This window comes from Ochrobactrum sp. Q0168, assembly GCF_016427605.1.
Classification (GTDB): domain Bacteria; phylum Pseudomonadota; class Alphaproteobacteria; order Rhizobiales; family Rhizobiaceae; genus Brucella.
Genome location: NZ_JAELXQ010000002.1, coordinates 132,898 through 149,089, shown reverse-complemented (window position 1 = coordinate 149,089; position 16,192 = coordinate 132,898). Strand labels below are relative to the sequence as shown.

The following is a 16,192-nucleotide window of genomic DNA, read 5'->3' as shown; positions in this document are numbered from 1 at the left end:
CAGAAAGCCCGATCAAAGAGAAGCTGGAATAACCGGCTCTCGAAAGAGACAGAGAGACAGAGGCGTTGACAATGATGAGCAAGGGACTGAAGCCAGACTGGGCAGGCCGTGAACTGCGGCTCGATCCGTTTCACTTTCCGCAGGTGGTGAGCTACGCATCGCATGACGGCAATTCCGATGTCACCTTCACCATCACCGAACGGGGCGCGGTCATCCGGCAGGTGCTGCCGTCGAGCGGCTTGCCCATGTCGATTGCGCTGCCGATCCATGCATTTGTCGGTGTCGTGGCCCGCGCGGTCGAAGACGAATATGGCGAAATCACCGTCACACTGGAATTGATGCATCAGGACCCGCAGCTTTCCGTGCCGCTTCTGGTGGCGCATGACCTGACCGATGTTGCCGCCGACTGGCGCGCCTGGGCGTCTGCGTTCAACCTGCCGATGATGCTGGTGGAAGAAGACGGCGTTGCCCGTCCGCTTTACGAAAGCACCGGCCCGGTTCGCACCGGCCAGCCGCAGGCTCGCCGTCAGGGACATGAAACACGCCGTCGCCGCCCGCGCTTCCTCGCCCGCCGCAAGGCTGGCACGCTGGGCGTCCGTCTGGTGATCGAGGGCAAGGAAATTATCGCCCGGAATTAGAGCGCAGCGGAAAAGTTGGACGGGCGAGATTATTCACATTGTCGTGTGACCACGATCTCGTCCCATTCTGCCGCTACGTTTAGGAGACTGCTTCATTTCGAAGCTAAATTCATTGGCTGACCTCCAGACAAAGCCACCCGGATGGGTTTCCCCATCCGGGTTCTTTTTTATGGTCAGTGCCGGGATTTATTTCTTGCGACTGAGAAAGGCCATGATGGCCTCGCGCGCTTCGCTGGAGGCCAGGCGTTCGCCGAACAGCTTCGCTTCCCGCCCAATGCGATCCGCGATGTTTTCCGCAGGCAAGCGCATCAGCGAGCGGGCGATCTGCATGGCCTCCGGCGGCTTGGCGGCGATTTCTTCCGCGGCCTTCAGCACTTCCGTTTCCAGCTCTGCGCTTTCCACGATCCTGTAGACGATGCCTGCTTCAAGAGCGGCTTCCGCGCTGAAACCGTGGCCAAGCGCCAGAAGGGCAAAGGCCTTCTGATGCCCCATCAGCGGCGGCGCGAGCAGGCTGGAACCGGCTTCCGGCACGAGGCCGAGATCAACGAATGGCGTGCGGAACAGCGCATGTGACGAGGCAAATGTCAGATCGCAATGGAAATGGATCGTCGTGCCGATGCCGATCGCAAGGCCGTCGACGCCCGAGACGATCGGCTTTTTGGCGCTCGACAGGGCATAGAGAAAATCCAGAACATCCTGCCCCATATTGCCTCCTGCGGCCGCGGCCATGAAATCCTGCATGTCATTGCCGGATGAAAACGCACCCGGCACACCAAGGAAGACATGGACGCGCACCGCATCATCGGCGTCGCCATCCTTCAGCGCCCTGGCCATGGTGGCGTACATGGCGCGGGTGATGGCGTTTTTCTTGTCGGCCCGGTTCAGCCGGATGATCTGCACCGCATCGCGGCGTTCAACGAGAATATGTTCGCTCACGTTCAAGCCTCCAGCGCGGATTTGGCGGCAGCAAGGCTGGCTGCGCCGGTGATGACGGTATCTTTCAGCGACGAGACTTCGGCCAGTACGTTCTCGGCGAAGAAGCGGCAAAGAACGGCGCGACCCTTATCGTCACCCGCAAGCGCCGCGCGGGCCAGATAGGCCCCGCCGGAAGTGAGCGATAGCAGACGTTGATAAGGCGTTGCACCGGCAAGCGCTGCCTCCGCGCCACCTTCGGCAACGGTCCTCTGCAGCCAGTCGGTCGCTTCGCGCGCTTCGGAGAGCGCCTTTGTAAGCCGCGCGCCAGTTTCGCCCAGTTCCGGGCGGTTGGAGGCGGTTGCCTTGTCGGCATCCTGTTGCAATTCGGCAAGGAAACCCTTGATATGCTCGCCATTGCCGAGCGGCAGCTTGCGCATCACCAGATCGATCGCCTGAATGCCGTTGGTGCCTTCATAAATCGGCGTGATGCGGGCATCGCGCAGCAATTGCGCCGCGCCGGTTTCCTCGATGAAACCCATGCCGCCATGGATCTGCACGCCCAGCGATGCGACATCCACGCCGACATCGGTGGCAAAGCTCTTGGCCAGCGGCGTGAGCAGACCGGCACGGTCGGTCCAATGCTGTGCATCCGCACCTTCGGTCGCATGGCTCATGTCAATGGCATGGGCGCAGGCATAGGTGATGGAGCGGGCGGCCTGCGTCAGCGCCTTCATGGTCAAAAGCATGCGCTGCACATCAGGATGCTCGATGATCGGACTCATGCCGTTCTTCGGGTCAGCACCGATAGCGCGGCCCTGCTTGCGCTCCTTGGCGTAATTGAGCGCCTGCTGGTAAGCTGCTTCCGCGACGCCAACGCCCTGAATGCCGACCAGCAGACGGGCATTGTTCATCATGGTGAACATGCAGGCGAGGCCGCGATTTTCTTCGCCGATCAGATAGCCGACGGCACCCTGTTCTTCGCCTTTCACAAAGCCGTCGCCATAGATCATGGTGCAGGTCGGCGAGGCGTGAATGCCCATCTTGTGTTCAAGACCGGAGCAGAACAGATCGTTGCGGCGACCGAGCGAACCGTCCTCATTGACGAGGAATTTAGGCACGAGAAACAGCGAAATGCCCTTGGTGCCCGCAGGCGCATCAGGCAGGCGGGCCAGCACCAGATGCACGATATTATCGGTCAGGTCATGCTCGCCATAGGTGATGAAAATCTTCTGGCCGAAAATGCGATAGGTGCCATCGTCGCGGCGCTCGGCGCGGCTGCGCAACGCGCCAAGATCGGAACCGGCCTGCGGCTCGGTCAGGTTCATCGTGCCCATCCACTCGCCGGAGATGAGCTTTTCGAGATAGATATCCTTCAATTGCTTTGAGGCGTGTTTTTCCAGCGCCTCGATAGCGCCCGTGGTGAGCGTCGGCCCGATGGCGAAGGACAGCGAACCGGCATTCCACATTTCGTTGACGGCGACCGACATCATGGTCGGCAGGCCCTGACCGCCATAATCCGGCGTGCCGGTCAAAGAATTCCAGCCGCCAGCAACCCAGTCGCGGTAAAGGTCTTTCCAGCCGGGCGCCGTGGTGACGACGCCGTCCTTGACGGTCGCGCCATGCCGGTCGCCGGGGATGCGCAAGGGCTCGACACGCTCGGCGGCAAATTTTCCGGCTTCTTCGAGAATGGCTTCGGCCAGATCGGCGGAAAATTCGGGAAAGCGGTTGTCAGCCAGCGCTTTTTCAAGCCCCGCAACTTTCATCAGCGTATGGGAAATTTCAGAAACCGGCGCGCGATACATCTTTCCTCCACATCGTGCTCATCGAGGCTCCTCCTCGGAACCCCGGCCTCCAATCTACCAGCAGGCAGAGGGAGTATCAGTCTTCTTCAATACAAGAGCTATCGGCTTATTACGTAAACGTCAATATTTTCTCGCAGCCTGGGAATGGATGAAAACAGGCTCCAATCGCATCCTGTCCTTCGAAAGGATGCGATTGGAGCCTTTATCGTCCACCGAACTACTTGCCTGCGCGTTCGCGCTCCACAGCGCGCCAGCCGATGTCGGACCGGTAGAAACCTTCCGGCCAGTCGATCTTCCTGATGGCGGCATAGGCTTTAGCTTGCGCTTCCGCGACGGTGCTGGCGACGGCTGTGATGTTCAGCACCCGACCGCCATTGGCCACGAGATTGCCGTCCTTTTCAGCCGTGCCTGCGTGGAAGACCTTGACGCCGTCGATGCCGTCAAGCGCGTCAAGGCCACGAATGACGCTGCCCTTCTTCACATTGGTCGGATAGCCTTCCGCAGCCATCACGATGGTCAGCGCCGGATCGTCTTTCCAGTCCAGCGAAACCTGATCCAGCTTGCCGTCGACGGCGGCGTTGATCAGCGCCAATAGGTCGCTGTTGAGGCGCATCATCAGCACCTGGCATTCCGGGTCGCCGAAACGGGTGTTGTATTCGATCAGGTTCGGGCCGTCCTTGCCGATCATCAGGCCGAGGAACAGGATGCCGGAGAAGGGCGCGCCGATTTCCGCCATGCCGCGCATGGTCGGCTCGATCAGTTCGCGCATCGTGCGCTCGACAATTTCCGGCGTCATCACCGGGGCCGGGGCATAAGCGCCCATGCCGCCCGTATTGGGGCCGGTGTCGCCGTCGCCGACGCGCTTGTGATCCTGCGCCGAACCAAGCGGCAGGGCAGTCTTGCCATCGCAGATGCAGAAGAAGCTTGCTTCTTCGCCGTCCAGAAATTCTTCCACCACCACTTCGGCCCCGGCAGAACCGAATGCGCCTTCGAAGCAGGCATCGACGGCGTCCAGCGCTTCATCGAGCGTCATGGCGACGACCACGCCCTTGCCTGCGGCCAGACCATCGGCCTTGACCACGATGGGCGCGCCCTGCTGGCGGATATAGGCCTTGGCCTTCGGCGCATTGTTGAAGCGGCCATAGGCCCCGGTCGGAATATCGAAGCGGGCGCAGAGATCCTTGGTGAAACCTTTGGAGCCTTCAAGCTGGGCGGCCGCCCTGGAGGGCCCGAAGACGCGGATGTTTTCCGCGCGCAGATCGTCGGCAAGGCCTGCAACCAATGGCGCTTCCGGTCCGACGATGACCAGATCGATGGATTTATCCTTGGCGAAGGCAATGACGGCCTTGTGGTCGCTGACATCGATATCGACCAGTTCGGCGGCTTCCGAGATGCCAGGGTTGCCGGGTGCGCAATAGAGTTTGGTCAGCGATGGAGAAGCGGACAGTTTCCAGGCCAGAGCATGTTCACGACCGCCAGAACCGATTAAAAGAACTCTCATTGCTTGCTCCGTCTTCGTCGGGGTTATAGTGATGGCTGCATATATCAAGGATTTCGCCATGTCACAGCCCGAACTACACGGATCGATTCAGTCACGCAATGCGCAAGGGCGCGTAAAGGACGCTCCGTCGGGCCATTGGGTCTATAAGTTGTTGCCGCAGTCGCTTTGGCCCTATGCGCAGCTTGCGCGCTGGGACCGTCCGATTGGCTGGCAGCTTCTGTTGTGGCCGTGCTGGTGGTCGGCGGCACTGGTGGCGGGCGCTGGCGCGCAGCCGGGTGACGGCGCGTGGTCGGTGATGCCTTCGATCTGGCACCTGTTTCTGTTTCTGGTCGGCGCTATCGCGATGCGCGGCGCTGGCTGTACCTATAATGATCTTGTCGATCAGGATATTGACGATCAGGTGGATCGCACCCGCTCGCGTCCGTTGCCTGCCGGGCAGGTGACGCGCGGTCAGGCCAAGGCGTTTCTCGTCCTGCAGGCGCTGGTCGGACTTGTCGTGGTGCTGCAATTCAACTGGTTTTCGATTGCGCTCGGCATTTTTTCGCTTTTGATCGTCGCGGCCTATCCGTTCATGAAGCGCATTACCGACTGGCCGCAATTCGTGCTGGGTCTTGCCTTTTCATGGGGCGCGTTGATGGGCTGGGCTGCGGTGGAAGGATCGCTCTCCTTGCCGCCGGTGCTGCTTTATATCGGCGCGATCCTGTGGACCATCGGCTACGACACGATCTACGCGCATCAGGACAAGGAAGACGATGCGCTGGTCGGCGTTCGCTCCACGGCGCGCCTGTTCGGCAAACACACCAAGACCGCGCTGATGATCCTTTATGGCGGCGCTATCGGCTTCTTCGCCGCCGCCTTCGCCGTGGCGCAGGTGCCGATGCCGGCGCTCGCCGGATTGCTGGCCGCGGGCGTGCATCTTTATCGCCAGATCATCGTGCTCGATATCGACAACCCCGACCAGTGCCTGAAACTGTTCAAGTCGAACAATATTGTCGGTTGGCTGATCTTCCTCGGCCTCGTTTTCGGCAGCCTCTGGGTGGCGATCAAGCCGATTGTGTAATTGCAGGGCGGGCGTCACATGCGCGACGCACTCCTCCTTCCCTTAAGGATAAAGTCGTTCCTTGGTCCAGTCACCTTCCAGCTCGGGCCGGGTGAACAAGACGCGGTCGTGCAGGCGGAAGGGGCGGTCGTGCCAGAACTCGATCGAAACCGGACGAATGCGGAAGCCCGACCAGTAGGGCGGGCGCGGAATGTCGCCGATGGCATATTTCGCGGTATATTCCGCGACGGATTTTTCCAGCGCGAAGCGGCTTTCCAGCGGGCGCGACTGTTTCGAGGCCCATGCGCCGATGCGGCTGCCGCGCGGGCGCGACGCGTAATAGGCGTCGGCTTCGGCGTCGCTCACCTTTTCGACCGGGCCGCGCACGCGCACCTGACGGCGCAGCGTCTTCCAATGGAAGCACATGGCGGCCTTTTCAGCAGACAGGATCTCCTGCCCCTTCTTGCTTTCATAATTGGTGTAGAAGACAAAACCCTGCTCGTCGAAATCCTTCAGCAGCACCATGCGCACATTGGGCAGTCCGTCGGGATCGACGGTCGCAAGCGCCACGGCGTTGGGATCGTTGGGTTCGGCCTTGCCTGCGTCGGCCAGCCACTCGGCAAAAAGCTTGAAGGGCTGGGAAGACAGGGTGAAATCATCGCTTGAGCTGGTCATTTACACTATTCTCGAATGAGGTATGGCCGGAACGAGAATCCCGACCTGAAAAACTGGCGGGAGCTTCCTCCATAAAACGCATCTTGTCCACCTCCCGACAGGGCGAAGGCCGGAATGAAGCGAGATGCCGCACCGTAAAAATGGAGAACCATTTTTCTGCCAACCGGCTGTCGAAACCCACAGAGTTGCAGTTGTGCATTGGTATGGATTTGTTTACCCTGCCAACTCATCGCTTGTTAACCCACTGCCGCCATAATCGCTGCATCCATAGCGTGTAAATTTGAGGGAAGTAGCGTTTGGCCGCTGGAACTGCCTGCCATCAGAAATATATCCGCACTGCCGTTGATTTTGCTGCGGTGATGCGCAATGGCGTACTCGGCATGGCCATGTTCTCTCTCGCCGGTTGTGCCATGGGTGGTGTCAGTATCGACAAGGCCGTGCCTGATTCGACGACCATCACCGGATCGGTCAAGCAGCCTGCCGAGACGGATTCAGGCAAGCTGTCCGACCAATCGGCGGTGAAGAACGTGGTTTCGGCGCTGAATTTCAAGCAATGGGGCAAGAAGCCGGTTCCGTGGGCCAATCCCGATACCGGCAGCCAGGGCACGATTACGACCATTGCCGAGAGCAACAAGAACGATCAGCTCTGCCGCGAATTCGAGACTTCGCGTGAGGCCTTTGACGGTGTTTCCATCTATCGCGGCGAAACCTGCATGCAGCGCGGCGGCCAGTGGACTGTCACGGCCTTTGCGCCCATTTGACAGATTTGACAATAAGCGCAGCCTAAAGTCTGTACAGACTGGAACTTTTCTTTCCTGATGCGCATATTAGGCTCAATCGAGTCTTACCACTGACTGTACAGTCATTTTCCTGAATGAGGAACTATATGCGCGATCCCTATAGCGTGCTGGGCGTCGCCAAAACGGCGAAGCCCGAAGAAATAAAATCGGCCTTTCGCAAGCTGGCCAAAAAGCACCATCCGGATCAGAACCAGGATGATCCAAAGGCGCAGGAGCGCTTTGCGGAAATTAATCAGGCCTACGAAATCGTCGGCGACAAGGACAAGCGTGGCCAGTTCGACCGCGGCGAGATTGATGCCGAAGGCAAGCCCTTGTTTCAGGGTTTCCAGGGCGGGCAGGGCTTCGGCGGCGCGCATGGCGACCCGTTTGCGGGTTTTCGCCAGGGCGGCGGCAACAGCCATTTCGAATTTCGCTCCGGCCCCGGCGGCCATTCGGGCGGCGGTTTTGGCGGCGCGGAAGATATTCTCAACGATTTGTTCGGCAGCGCCTTTGGTGGCGGTGGGCGTCCACGTGGCCGCGCCGGCGCCAATGCCAAGGGCGAGGACCTGACCGCATCTATCGACGTGACGTTGTCGCAGGCGGCGGGCGCGGAGAAGGTTGAGGCGATTTTCCCCAATGGCAAGCATCTCAACATCAAGCTGCCGAAATATGTCGAGGATGGCCAGACCATCCGCCTGAAAGGGCAGGGCGAACCGCTGATGGGCGGCACGCCCGGCGATGCGCTGGTGACGATCCGCTTCAAGCCGCATCCGCGCTTCCGTCTTGAAGGGCGTGATGTGCATGTGGACCTGCCGGTCAATCTCAGCGATGCGGCCCTTGGCGGCAAGGAAGAGGTCGAGACGCTCGACGGACGTATTGCCGTGAAAGTTCCGGCCTGGTCCAGTTCGGACCGGGTGTTGCGCCTGAAGGAAAAGGGGCTGCCCCTGAAAGCTGGCGGGCGCGGCGACCTTTATGTGCATATCCGCATCATGCTGCCGGATGGCGGCGACGCGGAGCTGGAAGAGTTCCTGAAAAAGCGCCGGGAAGGTTGATTCATGCGCTCCCCAGGCAGGAAGCTGCTGAGGGTGTTTCAGCTCTAAACGGTCGTGCGGAAACGATTCTGATCGATTGAATTGCATTTTAATCGATCAGAACTGTTTTTCTGTGGTCATGCGGGCCAAAATGCGGGCCGGGTGTTGTAGCTTTGCGGCAGTAAGGTGACAATGCCCGGCTTTTTCGCTGCAATTGCTTGAAGGTGATGCAAGCCTGTGCGATAGGGCAACAAGTTTATTGTTTTTCAATGAGGACCCTTAATGACCGCACAGTCAGGTTTGTTGCAGGGCAAGCGTGGATTGATTCTGGGCGTGGCCAACAACCGCTCCATCGCCTGGGGCATTGCCAAGGCCGCCCGCGATGCCGGCGCAGAGCTCGCATTCACCTATCAGGGCGATGCATTGAAGAAGCGCGTCGAGCCGCTGGCTGAAGAGCTTGGCGCTTTCGTTGCCGGTCATTGCGACGTGGCAGATGCCGCGAGCATCGACGCTGTTTTTGACGCGCTTGAGAAGAAGTGGGGCAAGATCGACTTTCTGGTGCACGCCATCGGTTTCTCCGACAAGGACGAACTGACCGGTCGCTACCTCGATACGTCGGAAGCCAACTTCACCAACACCATGCTGATTTCGGTTTATTCGCTGACGGCAGTTGCCCGCCGCGCGGAAAAGCTGATGGCCGATGGCGGTTCGATCCTGACGCTGACCTATTACGGCGCGGAAAAGGTCATGCCGAATTACAACGTCATGGGCGTTGCCAAGGCTGCACTCGAAGCAAGCGTGAAATATCTCGCCGTCGATCTTGGCCCGCAGAATATCCGCGTCAACGCGATTTCGGCAGGCCCCATCAAGACGCTGGCCGCTTCGGGCATTGGCGACTTCCGCTATATTCTCAAGTGGAACGAATATAACGCGCCGCTGCGCCGCACCGTGACGATTGAGGAAGTGGGCGATGTCGGCCTCTACTTCCTCTCCGACCTGTCGCGGTCGGTGACGGGTGAGGTGCACCACGCCGATAGCGGCTACCACGTCATCGGCATGAAAGCTGTCGACGCGCCGGACATTTCCGTCGTCAAGGACTGATACGACCTTCTGAAATCCCGAAAAGTTGACACGCTTTTCGGGATTTTTCTTTGTCTTCCCCGAGAGGGGAAGGGTATCCCTAATTTAGAGAAGAACAGCCGGAACGGCTTCGACCGCTGTTTTCGACTGGCAGCGCTTTAGAGGTAAGGCTTTGGCCCGGGAGATCATCTATTTTTCGCGTCACGGCGAAACGGACTGGAATGTTTCGCAGCGCATTCAGGGGCAGCTCGATATCGACATCAATGCCCATGGGCGCACCCAGGCTGATCGCAATGGCGATATGCTGAAAGCGCTGATCGGCGACGGCGCGGGCTTCGATTTCGTGGCAAGCCCGCTGCGCCGCACGCGCGAGACGATGGAGCGCATCCGGCTGCGCATGGGGCTTGATCCATATGATTACCGCACCGATCCGCAACTGATGGAAGTGAATTTCGGGGACTGGCAGGGCTTCATGATGGAAGACATTGCCAAGGACCGTGAAGATCTTGTCGAAGCGCGTGCGCGCGACAAATGGAATTTCGTGCCGCCGGGCGCCACTGCCGAAAGCTATATGCGGCTGTCGCAGCGCATTGGCCGTTGGGTGGAAGCGGTGGAATGGCCGACCGTTTGCGTGACGCATGGCGGCTGCATCCGCACGCTGTTCTATCTTTACGGCGATGTGGACGGCCATGAGGCGGCCAATCTCTCGATCCCGCAGGACAAAATTCTGAAGTTCGAAAACGGCAAGCTCGAATGGGTGTGACAAGCCGCTGAGGGCGGCTATGATCGGCAGCAGAATTGCGCTCATATCACGAAGGGGCCGCACTCATGTCGTTCAAACATTTTGCCGTCATTGCGGATATTCATGGCAACAGCGATGCGCTGGCGGCGGTGCTTGCCGATATTGATGCGCAGCGCATTGAAACCATCATCAATCTCGGCGACCATCTGAGCGGTCCGCTCGCAGCAGGCGAAACAGCAGACATGCTGATCGCCCGTGACATGATTTCCATTCGCGGCAATCATGATCGCTGGCTGGTCGAACAGACCATCGACGAATTGAGCCGGTCGGACCGCGCTGCGCGGGAGCAGATCGACGAAACGCATCTGGAATGGTTGCGCAGCTTGCCGGCAACGCGAACGCTGGCCGATGGTCGCATTTTCGCCTGCCACGCCACGCCGACCAGCGACACACGCTACTGGATGGAGACTGTGACGGAAAACGGCGATGTCGTTTTGCAATCCCGGGCGGCAATAGAAGCGGAAGCCGAGGAAATTTCCGCGTCGCTGCTGTTGTGCGGGCACACCCATATGCCGCGCATTTTGCGACTGAGCGATGGCAGCCTGCTGGTCAATCCTGGCAGCGTCGGGTGCCCAGGCTATGACGATGATCAACCGCGCCCGCATGTCGTGCAAACCGGTAATCCCGATGCGTCCTATGCTGTGATAAAGGAAACCCCGTCCGGCTGGCTGGTGACGATGCGCAGCATTCCTTACGACACGTCGCGCATGGTGTCACTTGCCGAGAAGGCTGGGCGTCCAGATTGGGCGCGTGTGGTACGCAGCGGGTGGTTTCATCCGTGAAAAGAGCGGCCTTTCGGCGGCCCGTCAAACCTGCCAATTGCCTATGGCAAGTACTTACGGCGCTTCCTGAATGTCTGTAATGAAGCGAGTATTGTCCACCATATCGTAAATGATGATGACCTTCATGCCCTTGTTGATGGCGCTGTAATCGAACTCGCCGGGCAACTTGTAGGTCTTGCCATCATCGAGCGAAAGCGTTTCGCTGTCCTTGTTGATGGACATGATCTTGCCTTCGGCATCGTCGGCCATGGCGACTGTTGAAAACAGCGAGGCGAGAATGAGGATCAATGCGACCAGATAATGCATGGTTTTCCGCTCCTTTTGCCCGCTTTCTCGCCCATTTGCATCGTCGTGTCCCTGTGAAGGCATCGCCTGAGCGAATCGACACGGCGTTATCATGTGTTCATTAGCGGCTTGCGCTTTATTGCCCTCAATGTAGCGTACTGAATGTGTCAAAAAAAATACCGGATCGGGATGATCCGAAGGAAATTTCGGGTCAGCGCTGGCCATGATTTGACCGATCCCGAAAAGCTCAATAAAACGCCCGGTAAAGTAGCTGGTATCCTGCCCGTCAGGGTTTGCCTCCGGAGCATCCCAGGGTCATTTTAGTCAGGCGTCGCGCATGTCTCATAATAGTTTCGGTCATTTGTTCCGCGTAACAACCTGGGGCGAAAGCCACGGTCTGGCGCTCGGTTGCGTCGTGGATGGTTGCCCGCCCGGCATCACCTTTACCGAAGCCGAAATTCAGTCCTATCTCGACAAGCGCAAGCCGGGTCAGTCCAAATATACCACCCAGCGCCGCGAGCCGGATCAGGTGCGGGTGCTGTCCGGCGTTCTTCTCGGCGAAGACGGCGTGACCATGACCTCCACTGGCACGCCGATCTCGATGATGATCGAAAATCCCGATCAGCGCTCCAAGGATTATGGCGAGACCGCCCGCCAGTACCGTCCGGGCCATGCCGATTACACCTATGACGTCAAATATGGCATTCGCGATTATCGCGGCGGTGGCCGTTCGTCGGCGCGTGAAACGGCGGCCCGCGTGGCGGCTGGCGCCATTGCGCGCAAGATCGTGCCGGGGCTGGAGGTCAAGGGCGCGCTGGTCGCCATGGGTATTCACGGCATCGACCGTCGCCGCTGGAACTGGTCGGAAGTGGACAACAATCCGTTCTTCTCGCCGGATGCGGGCTCGGTTGAATTGTTCGCGGATTATCTCGACGGCATCCGCAAGAGCGGCTCGTCGGTGGGTGCGGTGATCGAGATCGTGGCCGAGGGCGTGCCTGCGGGTATCGGCGCGCCGATCTATGGCAAGCTCGATCAGGATATCGCCAGCCTGTTGATGTCGATCAACGCCGTGAAGGGTGTCGAAATTGGCAATGGTTTTGAAGCTGCGCGCCTGACCGGCGAGGAAAACGCCGATGAAATGCGGATGGGCAATGACGGCACGCCGCTGTTCCTGTCCAATCATGCTGGCGGTATTCTGGGCGGCATCGCCACCGGTGCTCCAGTAGTGGCGCGCTTTGCGGTCAAGCCGACGTCTTCCATTTTGACGCCGCGCCGCTCCATCGACAAGGATGGTAAGGAAGTGGACGTGATGACCAAGGGACGCCACGACCCATGCGTGGGCATCCGCGCCGTGCCGATTGGCGAGGCCATGGTCGCTTGCGCCATTGCGGATCATTATCTGCGTCACCGCGGCCAGACTGGCCGCGTCTGATAAAACGGGGCCAGATCGGACGGATTTAACAAGGGTGTATGTCGATGAGCTATAATCAGAAGCAGGTTGTGGATGCATTGCGCGCTTTCGAGCGCGGCGAAATCGTCGTCGTCATGGATGATGACGGTCGCGAGAATGAAGGCGACCTGATCGTTGCCGCCGTGCATTGCACACCGGAAAAGATGGCCTTCATCGTGCGTCACACATCGGGCATCGTCTGCACGCCCATGCCGCGCGAGGAAGCCAGGCGGCTGAACCTCGCGCCGATGGTCGCCGAGAATGAATCCGCCCACACCACCGCTTTCACGGTCACCGTCGATTATCGCCATGGCACGACCACCGGCATTTCGGCGGAAGACCGCACGCTGACGGCGCGTAATCTGGCCAATCCGAATGCAGGCGCAGACGATTTCGTGCGTCCCGGCCATATTTTCCCACTGATCGCGCGCGAAGGCGGCGTTTTGATGCGCTCCGGCCATACGGAAGCTGCCGTCGATCTTTGCAAGCTCGCCAATCTGCCGCCCATCGGCGTCATCTGCGAACTGGTCAATGATGACGGCACGGTCATGCGCGGTCCCGATGTGACCGCCTTTGCTGATAAGCATTCGCTGCACCGCGTGACGGTGGCCGATCTCATCGCCTATCGCCAGCGCAAGGAAACGCTGGTCAAGCGTGTCGGCGATGCGGCGATCAAGACCTGCGCGGGCAATGCCCATGCCTATACCTATGAGCTGCCATGGGAGCCGATGCAGCATGTGGCCGTCGTCTTCGGTGACATTCGCGATGGCGAAGAAGTGCCGGTGCGCCTGCATCGCGAAGACGTGCTGAATGACGTGTTCGGCAAGGGCGGCAGCAATCTCGATGCGATCATGGAACGTATGGGCAAGGAAGGCCGCGGCGTTCTGGTTTATCTGCGCGAAGGCTCGGTCGGTGTTCGCGCCGATCATCACGATGCGCGCGCCCGCGATAATCTGGCAGGCGAGCATGAAAGCCATGCGGAAGCCCGCGCCCGTGAAGAGGAATGGCGTCAGATCGGCCTGGGCGCGCAGATTCTCAAGGATCTGGGCATCACCTCCATCGTGCTGCTGGCCTCGCGTGAGCGTCACTATGTCGGCCTCGAAGGTTTCGGCATTGGTATTGCCCGCACCGAGATCATCTGAAGACGGCATAGGTGATATGCACAGGACCGTCATGGTCATGTGCTCCCCTGCTGCTATAATGCGCGCATGACGACACGGCTTTACTGGCATCCGATCTATCTGGAACATCTGACACCATCCGGGCATCCCGAGCGCCCGGATCGCATTCGTGCGCTGATGAGCGAGCTGGAAGGGCCGGATTTCTATCGGCTGGACCGGGTTGAGGCATCGAAGGCCAGTGAAGATGCGATCCTTCTCGCTCATCCGGAAGCCCATTTCGAAGCGGTGCGCGCCAAGATCCCGCAGCCGGTCGAGGATGAAGAAGCGCCGCAGCCGGTCGTGAAGCTCGACGGCGACACCTATATCAGCCCGAAAAGCATGGAAGCAGCACTGACCGCCATCGGTGCGACGATGGGCGCGGTGGATGACGTGTTTTCAGGCGCTGCCAGCAACGGCTTTGTCGCCGCGCGCCCGCCGGGCCATCATGCCGAACGTGAGCGCGCCATGGGCTTCTGCCTGTTCAATTCGATTGCCATTGCGGCGCGTCATGCGCAGCGCCGTCATGGCGCCGAGCGTGTCGCCATCGTCGATTGGGACGTGCATCACGGCAACGGAACACAGGATATTTTCCAGGACGATCCGAGCGTTCTGTTCTGCTCCACGCATCAGTTTCCGCTTTATCCGGGCACCGGCGCGAAGGACGAAACCGGCGTTGGCAACATCGTCAACGCGCCGCTTTCGCCCAATACCGGCAGCCGCGAATTTCGCGAAGCATTTAATAGTCGTGTATTGCCTGCTTTGGACAACTTCCGGCCAGATTTGATCCTTATCTCGGCTGGCTTCGATGCCCATTTTCGCGATCCGCTGGCCGAGATCAATCTCGACGAGGCGGACTTCGACTGGGCAACCGGCAAACTCATGGAACGGGCGGAACGCTTCTGCGATCACCGGCTCGTGAGTGTGCTGGAGGGTGGATATGATCTAGAGGGCTTGTCGCAGTCCGCATCTACGCATATGACGCGGCTGTTGAAAGGATGAATCATGGTAACCGAACCGTCCAACGCCGATATTGCGGTCATGAGCTTCGAGGATGCGCTCAAGCAGCTTGAAAAGATCGTCGACGATCTGGAGCGGGGCGACGTGCCGCTGGAAGAATCCATTCGCATCTATGAGCGCGGCGAAGCGCTGAAGAAGCATTGCGACACGCTGCTGAAATCGGCTGAAGACAAGGTCGAGAAAATCCGCATCGGTCGCGACGGCCAGCCCGTCGGCACCGAACCGCTCGATGCTGATTGATTAAAACAGCGCCCTGAGTTGAGAAACATAGGGCGCAAGCACGCCGCTCAGCAAATAGGGGCCAAGGCCCCAGCAGAGCGTCCATCCGGCAGCGCCAATCATATTTGCAACCAGAAAATGCAGCGGGTTCATCTTCATGGAACCCGCGATAATGCCGTTGAGCTGCCGCAGCAGCACGACGAAGCGCGCCGTGGCGACCACATAAAATCCCTTGCTGTCGAACATTTTTTCGAACTGGTCGAGCCGTGCAGGCGTGAGCTTCACCAGATGGCCATAGCGCAGGATCACCTTGCGCCCGCCGAAGCGCCCGATTAGATAGCCGGTAAAATCGCCCAGCACTGCGCCGATAAAGACCGCGATCAGCACGGCTTCGATGTTCAACGTGCCATGCAGCGCCAGAAGCGAGCTGGCGATCAGCGCGCTTTCGCCGGGCAACGGTGCGCCGAACGACTCGAAATAGACGATGACGAACAGCGCCCATGCGCCGTAGGCCGTGATATAGGGTTCGAGAAAGCTCATAAATTCAACATCTGATGAACGGCAGGTTCTGAAACGAAAACGGCTCCGGTATGGACCGGAGCCGGAAATTTATAAACCAAAATATTAGCCGATAGATCGTTTGCCGGTGATGGCATGATAGGCCCAAAGAACAATGACTGCGCCGACAATGGCGATGATGAGGCTGACAGGATCGAATGCGCCGGTGACGCCCCGTCCGAAAAGTGAAGATGAAAGCACGCCGCCGACGATGGCGCCGACAATACCCAATGCGATGTCAAAGAAGACGCCCTGACCGCTTTTATTGACGATTTTGCTGCCGATAAAGCCAGCAATCAGGCCGAGAATGATCCAGCTTATTATAGACATCTTATATCTCCCGAAGCGCAGATAAACATTTGTTTCGCGCTCACGGAAAATTTTCATATTTATTGCGCAGAGGCAAGTTAATATGCTTGTCAAAACGAGAAATCGTTTTAACTTTAACTTACCGCGTGC

The 16,192-nt window shown here is 59.1% G+C and carries 18 protein-coding genes; 11 read left to right on the top strand and 7 right to left on the bottom strand.

Translation table 11 applies throughout. From position 1 onward, the window contains the following. Positions 1-71: 71 nt before the first annotated feature. Positions 72-638, top strand: coding sequence for a DUF6101 family protein (locus tag JAU75_RS05055; protein ID WP_199055167.1), 567 nt, complete (start codon positions 72-74; stop codon positions 636-638). Positions 639-824: 186 nt separating this feature from the next. On the opposite strand, the gene JAU75_RS05050 is transcribed toward JAU75_RS05055, so the two are convergent. The 3 genes from JAU75_RS05050 to purD form a co-directional block, all read right to left on the bottom strand. After that, a complete protein-coding gene (locus tag JAU75_RS05050) occupies positions 825-1,574 on the bottom strand; it encodes a crotonase/enoyl-CoA hydratase family protein (protein WP_199055165.1) in 750 nt (249 codons plus the stop codon). Positions 1,575-1,576: 2 nt separating this feature from the next. Next, positions 1,577-3,355, bottom strand: coding sequence for an acyl-CoA dehydrogenase (locus tag JAU75_RS05045; RefSeq protein ID WP_199055163.1), 1,779 nt, complete (start codon positions 3,353-3,355; stop codon positions 1,577-1,579). A 217-nt stretch (positions 3,356-3,572) separates the two neighbouring features. Further along, entirely contained in the window at positions 3,573-4,856 is a 1,284-nt protein-coding gene (purD, locus tag JAU75_RS05040) for a phosphoribosylamine--glycine ligase (RefSeq protein WP_199055161.1), read from the bottom strand. Between the two features lie 58 nt (positions 4,857-4,914). Here purD and ubiA point away from each other — a divergent pair, with 58 nt between their 5' ends. Further along, positions 4,915-5,916: a 4-hydroxybenzoate octaprenyltransferase gene (gene ubiA, locus JAU75_RS05035; protein WP_199056004.1), complete on the top strand. Its 1,002-nt coding sequence runs from the start codon at positions 4,915-4,917 to the stop codon at positions 5,914-5,916. Between the two features lie 42 nt (positions 5,917-5,958). Here ubiA and pdxH read toward each other — a convergent pair whose 3' ends face one another. Continuing rightward, entirely contained in the window at positions 5,959-6,570 is a 612-nt protein-coding gene (gene pdxH / locus JAU75_RS05030) for a pyridoxamine 5'-phosphate oxidase (RefSeq protein ID WP_199055159.1), read from the bottom strand. 329 nt (positions 6,571-6,899) lie between these two features. Between pdxH and JAU75_RS05025 the strand changes: the two genes are divergently transcribed. From JAU75_RS05025 to JAU75_RS05005, 5 genes are all read left to right on the top strand, one after another. Then, positions 6,900-7,331: an RT0821/Lpp0805 family surface protein gene (locus tag JAU75_RS05025; RefSeq protein WP_371836124.1), complete on the top strand. Its 432-nt coding sequence runs from the start codon at positions 6,900-6,902 to the stop codon at positions 7,329-7,331. Positions 7,332-7,456: 125 nt separating this feature from the next. Next, on the top strand, positions 7,457-8,401 hold the full coding sequence (locus tag JAU75_RS05020) for a DnaJ C-terminal domain-containing protein (protein WP_199055157.1): 945 nt from the start codon (positions 7,457-7,459) through the stop codon (positions 8,399-8,401). 261 nt (positions 8,402-8,662) lie between these two features. Further along, entirely contained in the window at positions 8,663-9,481 is an 819-nt protein-coding gene (gene fabI, locus JAU75_RS05015) for an enoyl-ACP reductase FabI (protein WP_109368447.1), read from the top strand. Positions 9,482-9,632: 151 nt separating this feature from the next. Then, the gene (locus JAU75_RS05010) at positions 9,633-10,223 is read left to right on the top strand and encodes a histidine phosphatase family protein (RefSeq protein WP_199055155.1); all 591 of its coding nucleotides are present in this window, start codon (positions 9,633-9,635) and stop codon (positions 10,221-10,223) included. 65 nt (positions 10,224-10,288) lie between these two features. Beyond that, positions 10,289-11,044, top strand: coding sequence for a metallophosphoesterase family protein (locus JAU75_RS05005; protein WP_199055153.1), 756 nt, complete (start codon positions 10,289-10,291; stop codon positions 11,042-11,044). A gap of 54 nt (positions 11,045-11,098) precedes the next feature. On the opposite strand, the gene JAU75_RS05000 is transcribed toward JAU75_RS05005, so the two are convergent. Further along, on the bottom strand, positions 11,099-11,350 hold the full coding sequence (locus JAU75_RS05000; protein WP_199055152.1) for a DUF1344 domain-containing protein: 252 nt from the start codon (positions 11,348-11,350) through the stop codon (positions 11,099-11,101). A 316-nt stretch (positions 11,351-11,666) separates the two neighbouring features. On the opposite strand from JAU75_RS05000, the gene aroC reads away from it, so the two are divergent. The 4 genes from aroC to JAU75_RS04980 all read left to right on the top strand — a co-directional run bounded on the left by aroC (position 11,667) and on the right by JAU75_RS04980 (position 15,196). Then, entirely contained in the window at positions 11,667-12,761 is a 1,095-nt protein-coding gene (aroC, locus tag JAU75_RS04995; RefSeq protein WP_199055151.1) for a chorismate synthase, read from the top strand. Positions 12,762-12,805: 44 nt separating this feature from the next. After that, a complete protein-coding gene (ribB, locus tag JAU75_RS04990) occupies positions 12,806-13,921 on the top strand; it encodes a 3,4-dihydroxy-2-butanone-4-phosphate synthase (protein ID WP_199055148.1) in 1,116 nt (371 codons plus the stop codon). 66 nt (positions 13,922-13,987) lie between these two features. Beyond that, entirely contained in the window at positions 13,988-14,938 is a 951-nt protein-coding gene (locus tag JAU75_RS04985) for a histone deacetylase family protein (RefSeq protein WP_199055147.1), read from the top strand. 3 nt (positions 14,939-14,941) lie between these two features. Further along, positions 14,942-15,196 (top strand): exodeoxyribonuclease VII small subunit, encoded by a 255-nt coding sequence (locus tag JAU75_RS04980; protein WP_199055146.1) that lies wholly within the window; start codon positions 14,942-14,944, stop codon positions 15,194-15,196. On the opposite strand, the gene JAU75_RS04975 is transcribed toward JAU75_RS04980, so the two are convergent. Continuing rightward, the gene (locus JAU75_RS04975) at positions 15,197-15,715 is read right to left on the bottom strand and encodes a DedA family protein (protein WP_199055144.1); all 519 of its coding nucleotides are present in this window, start codon (positions 15,713-15,715) and stop codon (positions 15,197-15,199) included. Positions 15,716-15,799: 84 nt separating this feature from the next. Beyond that, positions 15,800-16,063: a GlsB/YeaQ/YmgE family stress response membrane protein gene (locus JAU75_RS04970; protein ID WP_199055143.1), complete on the bottom strand. Its 264-nt coding sequence runs from the start codon at positions 16,061-16,063 to the stop codon at positions 15,800-15,802. Positions 16,064-16,192: the final 129 nt, after the last annotated feature.

What these genes read in the sequence shown, in the direction of transcription:
- JAU75_RS05055 (WP_199055167.1), top strand. Translation starts at nt 72, where the DNA reads ATGATGAGCAAGGGACTGAAGCCAGACTGGGCAGGCCGTGAACTGCGG.
- JAU75_RS05045 (WP_199055163.1), bottom strand. Translation starts at nt 3,355, where the DNA reads ATGTATCGCGCGCCGGTTTCTGAAATTTCCCATACGCTGATGAAAGTT.
- purD (WP_199055161.1), bottom strand. Translation starts at nt 4,856, where the DNA reads ATGAGAGTTCTTTTAATCGGTTCTGGCGGTCGTGAACATGCTCTGGCC.
- ubiA (WP_199056004.1), top strand. Translation starts at nt 4,915, where the DNA reads ATGTCACAGCCCGAACTACACGGATCGATTCAGTCACGCAATGCGCAA.
- pdxH (WP_199055159.1), bottom strand. Translation starts at nt 6,570, where the DNA reads ATGACCAGCTCAAGCGATGATTTCACCCTGTCTTCCCAGCCCTTCAAG.
- JAU75_RS05020 (WP_199055157.1), top strand. Translation starts at nt 7,457, where the DNA reads ATGCGCGATCCCTATAGCGTGCTGGGCGTCGCCAAAACGGCGAAGCCC.
- fabI (WP_109368447.1), top strand. Translation starts at nt 8,663, where the DNA reads ATGACCGCACAGTCAGGTTTGTTGCAGGGCAAGCGTGGATTGATTCTG.
- JAU75_RS05005 (WP_199055153.1), top strand. Translation starts at nt 10,289, where the DNA reads ATGTCGTTCAAACATTTTGCCGTCATTGCGGATATTCATGGCAACAGC.
- JAU75_RS05000 (WP_199055152.1), bottom strand. Translation starts at nt 11,350, where the DNA reads ATGCATTATCTGGTCGCATTGATCCTCATTCTCGCCTCGCTGTTTTCA.
- aroC (WP_199055151.1), top strand. Translation starts at nt 11,667, where the DNA reads ATGTCTCATAATAGTTTCGGTCATTTGTTCCGCGTAACAACCTGGGGC.
- ribB (WP_199055148.1), top strand. Translation starts at nt 12,806, where the DNA reads ATGAGCTATAATCAGAAGCAGGTTGTGGATGCATTGCGCGCTTTCGAG.
- JAU75_RS04985 (WP_199055147.1), top strand. Translation starts at nt 13,988, where the DNA reads ATGACGACACGGCTTTACTGGCATCCGATCTATCTGGAACATCTGACA.
- JAU75_RS04980 (WP_199055146.1), top strand. Translation starts at nt 14,942, where the DNA reads ATGGTAACCGAACCGTCCAACGCCGATATTGCGGTCATGAGCTTCGAG.
- JAU75_RS04975 (WP_199055144.1), bottom strand. Translation starts at nt 15,715, where the DNA reads ATGAGCTTTCTCGAACCCTATATCACGGCCTACGGCGCATGGGCGCTG.
- JAU75_RS04970 (WP_199055143.1), bottom strand. Translation starts at nt 16,063, where the DNA reads ATGTCTATAATAAGCTGGATCATTCTCGGCCTGATTGCTGGCTTTATC.